Source organism: Streptomyces sp. LS1784 (assembly GCF_020103755.1).
Lineage (GTDB): Bacteria > Actinomycetota > Actinomycetes > Streptomycetales > Streptomycetaceae > Kitasatospora.
Genome location: NZ_JAHSQD010000631.1, coordinates 1 through 4,467, shown reverse-complemented (window position 1 = coordinate 4,467; position 4,467 = coordinate 1). Strand labels below are relative to the sequence as shown.

The 4,467-nt window shown below is 74.9% G+C and carries 4 protein-coding genes; all 4 read left to right on the top strand.

Annotated features, from left to right (window positions below; genetic code table 11):
- The first annotated feature begins 292 nt into the window (after window positions 1–292).
- The 4 genes from KS423_RS39355 to KS423_RS39340 all read left to right on the top strand — a co-directional run bounded on the left by KS423_RS39355 (window position 293) and on the right by KS423_RS39340 (window position 4,334).
- Entirely contained in the window at window positions 293–1,042 is a 750-nt protein-coding gene (locus KS423_RS39355; RefSeq protein ID WP_224284530.1) for a YcnI family protein, read from the top strand.
- Between the two features lie 76 nt (window positions 1,043–1,118).
- Complete coding sequence (locus KS423_RS39350; protein WP_224284529.1) at window positions 1,119–1,781, top strand: SCO family protein; 663 nt, start codon at window positions 1,119–1,121, stop codon at window positions 1,779–1,781.
- A complete protein-coding gene (locus KS423_RS48250) occupies window positions 1,778–2,293 on the top strand; it encodes a copper chaperone PCu(A)C (protein ID WP_224284528.1) in 516 nt (171 codons plus the stop codon). Before KS423_RS39350 ends, KS423_RS48250 begins: the two co-directional genes overlap by 4 nt.
- A gap of 13 nt (window positions 2,294–2,306) precedes the next feature.
- Window positions 2,307–4,334: a FixH family protein gene (locus tag KS423_RS39340; protein WP_224284527.1), complete on the top strand. Its 2,028-nt coding sequence runs from the start codon at window positions 2,307–2,309 to the stop codon at window positions 4,332–4,334.
- Window positions 4,335–4,467: the final 133 nt, after the last annotated feature.

Here is a 4,467-nt window from a genome sequence, read left to right as displayed (position 1 = left end):
GCCGGTTCGGCGCCCGAGGCGGGGAGAGCCCGCTCCCGGCAGGTGCCGTGCTGCGGCACAGCGTGGTGCGGCGCGGCCCGCCGTGCGGGGCCCTCGCGTACTGACCGGCGTTTCCTGGCGGCCCTGCGGCCGTACCGGGTGCCCGGTGTGCGCACCGTCCGGCCGTTCCCCCGACCACCGGGGCGGCCCGAGGCTCTGCCCCCACGTCGTCCCCGCGCGCGGCCCCCGCGGCACGGCTCACGCCCGTCGCCCGGTACCGGCTGCCGCCGGCTCCGATCGGAGACCCCACATCATGCGTTCCCTTCCCGCCCGCCGTCTCGCCGCCGTCGCCCTCACCGCCGCCGCCTCCGTGGTGGCGCTGGCCGGCCCCGCCTTCGCGCACGTCACCGTGAACCCGGGCGCGGCCGCCCAGGGCGGCTACACGGCCGTCGACTTCCGGGTGCCGAACGAGAGCGACACGGCGGGCACGGTGAAGCTGGAGGTCAACCTCCCGCTGGACCACCCGCTGGCCTCGGTCCGGACCCTGCCGCTGCCGGGCTGGACCGCCACGGTCGAGAAGGCCAAGCTCGACAAGCCGATCAAGGTGCACGGCAACGACGTCACCGAGGCCGTCTCCAAGATCACCTGGACCGCCGACGCCGGCACCAAGATCGCCCCCGGCCAGTTCCAGGAGTTCCGGGTCTCGCTCGGCCCGCTGCCGACCGACACCGACAACCTGGTCTTCAAGACCCTCCAGACCTACGACAACGGCGACGTCGCCCGCTGGATCGACGAGAGCAAGGACGGCCAGCCGGAGCCGGCCAAGCCCGCGCCCGTCCTGAAGCTCACCAAGGCCGCCGAGGGCGACGGCCACGGCGTCACCGCCTCCCCGGCCGCAGGCGCCCACAGTGACAGCTCCGACCACACCGCCGCCTCCGGCGACGCCAAGTCCAGCGACTCCACCGCCCGCACCCTGGGCGTGGTCGGCATCGTGGTCGGTGTGATCGGCACCGCCGTCGGCGTACTCGGCCTGCGCCGCAAGAGCGGCGGCTCCGCCTCCTGATCCCCCGTGCCGACGGGCCGTGCCCCCCTTCCGGGTGCGGCCCGCCGGCGGTCCACCGCGCACGATCGGAACTCCCATGCTCACCCGCACCACCCGTCTGGCCGGCGCGGCCGCCCTCGCGCTGGCCGCCGCCCTGACCCTCTCCGCCTGCGGCTCCTCCGGCGGCGACTCCACCGCCGCCAAGGTCACCCGGCAGAAGGAGGACACCCCGTACCAGGGCACCAAGCTCGCCAAGAACTTCGAGAAGCCGGACCTCCAGCTGACCGACACCTCCGGCCAGCCCTTCGACCTGCGTCAGCAGACCAGCGGCAAGGCCACCCTGCTGTTCTTCGGCTACACCAGCTGCCCGGACGTCTGCCCGACCACCATGGGCGACATCGGCGTCGCGATGAAGGCGCTCTCCCCGGAGGACCGGCAGAAGATCAACATCGTCTTCGTCTCCACCGACCCGCAGCGCGACACCCCCAAGGTGCTGCGCACCTGGCTGGACTCGATGGGCAGCGACTTCATAGGCCTCACCGGGGACCTGGCCAAGGTGAAGACCGCCGCCAAGTCGCTCGGCATCATGATCGAGGACCCGGTGGTCAACACGGACGGCACGGTCACCTCCACCCACGGCGCGCAGGTGCTGGCCTTCCTCCCCTCGGACGACAAGGCTCACGTGCTCTACATGAGCGGCACCGAGGAGAAGACCTACGAGCACGACCTGCCGCTGCTCGCCAAGGGGGTCGCGGCGTGACCTCGGCGCAGACCGGAACCCGCCGCTTCCGCCGCAGCGCCCTGCTCGGCGCCGTCGTCGCGACGGCCCTGGGCGGCGGCGCCATCCTGGCGGCCTGCGGGACGGGGGGCGGCACGGGCGGCCAGGACGGCACCCCCGGCGGCCCGGCCAGGCTCAGCGTCGCCGACTCCTACATCCCGCTGCCCCCGGCCGGCGGCATGGCGGCCGGCTACCTGACCGTCCGCAACGACGGCGGGCAGGACCAGCTGCTCAAGGTGACCAGCCCGGCCGCCGAGTCGGTCACCATGCACCGCTCGACCGCGTCGACCATGGAGCAGGTGGACAGCCTGGACGTCCCCGCTCACGGCGCCCTGCAGCTCGCCCGCGGCGGCAACCACCTCATGATCATGGGATGGCAGAAGGCCCCCGTCCTCGGCGACGAGCTGGAGCTCGACCTCACCTTCGCCAAGTCCGGCACCATCTCCGTCAAGGTGCCGGTCAAGGAGCTCACCTACCGCCCCGGCCAGAGTTAAGGGGACCACCACCATGCTGTCGGCCGGCCTGGAGAAGGCCACCCACCGCCGGATCGCCGGGGTGCTCGGAGTGCTCGGCGCCCTGCTCGCGCTGATGCTCGCGGGCGCCGGACCGGCCTCCGCGCACGCCACCCTGGATTCCACCGACCCGCGGCAGAACTCGGTGGTCGCCACCGCCCCGCAGGCGGTGACGCTGACCTTCAGCGAGTCCGTCTCGCTCTCCGGCGACTCCGTCCGGGTGCTCGACCCGGCCGGCAAGGCCGTGGACACCGGCAACCCGGCGCACGCCGACGGCAAGGGCAACACCGCCCGGGTCGGACTGCGGAGCGGACTCGCCAACGGCACGTACACGGTGGCCTGGCGGGCCGTCTCGGACGACTCGCACCCGGTCGGCGGGGCGTTCACCTTCTCGATCGGCGCGCCCTCGGACACCTCGGTGTCGGCCACCGCGCTCCAGGGCGCCGACGCCGACGGCGTGGTCGCGGCGCTGTACGGCACCGGCCGCACCGTCGCCTACACGGCCTTCGCGCTGCTGGTCGGCGTCGCCGCCTTCGTGCTGGTCTGCTGGCCGGCCGGCACCGCCCGGCGCCGGGTGCAGCGGCTGCTGATGACCGGCTGGACGGCGCTGCTGGTCTCCACCGTCGCGGTGCTGATGCTGCGCGGCCCGTACGAGCGCGGCTCGGGGGTCGGGCAGGCCTTCGACCTGTCGCTGGTGCGCGCCACGCTGGACGAGCGGATCGGCACCGCGCTGGCCGCCCGGCTGCTGCTGCTCGCGGCGGGCGGGGTGTTCCTGTCGTTGCTGGTCGGGCAGCTGGGGCAGACGCCGCGGCCGGTCGCCCCGGAGCCGCTGGACGGGGAGCAGAACGGGTCCGGGGGCCCCGGGGGCTCCGAGGAGGACGCCGAGGCCGCCGAGCTGCGCGCGCTGGAGCGGCGGGCCGCCGAACGGCCGCAGCACGAGGTCCGGCTCGGCCTCGGCGTGGCCGGGCTGGTGCTGGCGGTCGCCCTCTCGGCGACCTGGGTCGGCGCCGACCACGCCTCGGTGGGCATCCAGGTCTGGCTGGCGCTGCCGCTCGGCGTCCTGCACCTGATCGCCATGGCGCTCTGGCTGGGCGGGCTGGCCGCACTGCTGGTCGCGCTGCGCGAGGGCGTCGGCGCTGAGGTGGTGGACCGCTTCTCGAAGATCGCCTTCGGCTCGGTGGCCGTGCTGGCCGCGACCGGGATCTACCAGTCCTGGCGGGGCCTGGGCAGCTGGGGCGCGCTGACCGGCACCGAGTACGGACGGCTGCTGCTGGTGAAGAGCGGCTGCGTGGTCGCGATGCTCGGCGTCGCCTGGGTCTCCCGTTCCTGGCTCGCCCGGCTGCGCTCGGCCCCGGCCGAGGCGGTGGAGGTCGCACCGGCCGAACCGGCGGAGCCGGTCGCCGTGGCGGCGCACAGCGAGGACCCGGTCCGGCAGGCGCAGCTGGAGCGCCAGCTGGCAGCCCGGCAGAGCGCCGGACGCGACCGCGGGCTGACCCCGACCCGGGCCGGGCTGCGCCGCTCGGTGCTGGTCGAGGCGCTGGTCGCGGTGGCGGTGCTGGTGGTCACCACGATGCTCACCAACTCCCCGCCCGGGCGGGTGGCGGGCGAGGTCAAGGCCGGGGCGGCCGACGCTCCGGTCGCCGGCGGGGCCGCGGCGGCCGCGCAGACCGAGCCGGGTCGCACCGTCGAGCTCAAGCTCCCGTACGACACCAAGGGCCGGACGCCGAACGCCAAGGGCACCGCGATCGTCACCCTCAACCCGGCCCGGACCGGGCCGAACGAGGTGAAGCTGGCGCTGGACGGCGCGGACGGTCAGCCGGTGGACGTCCCCGAGGTGCAGCTCGCCTTCACCCTGCCGGACCGCGACCTCGGCCCGCTGCCGGTCGCGCTCACCCCGGAGGGCACCGGCCGCTGGAGCGGCACCGCGCAGCTGCCGCTGGCGGGCAACTGGGTGGTGTCGGTGCAGATCCGCTCCTCCGACATCGACCAGACCACCCCGACCCAGCAGTTCAAGATCGGATGAGCGGGGTGGCGGACGTGTCGATGGACCACGCTTCGACGGGGCCTGCGGGCTTCACCCGGCGGGCGCTGCTCGGCACCGCCGGGGCCGGGCTGCTGGCCGGTGCCGGCGCGGGCGTCGCCGGGGCGGTCGCCGT

What these genes read in the sequence shown, in the direction of transcription:
- KS423_RS39340 (WP_224284527.1), top strand. Translation starts at nt 2,307, where the DNA reads ATGCTGTCGGCCGGCCTGGAGAAGGCCACCCACCGCCGGATCGCCGGG.
- KS423_RS39350 (WP_224284529.1), top strand. Translation starts at nt 1,119, where the DNA reads ATGCTCACCCGCACCACCCGTCTGGCCGGCGCGGCCGCCCTCGCGCTG.
- KS423_RS39355 (WP_224284530.1), top strand. Translation starts at nt 293, where the DNA reads ATGCGTTCCCTTCCCGCCCGCCGTCTCGCCGCCGTCGCCCTCACCGCC.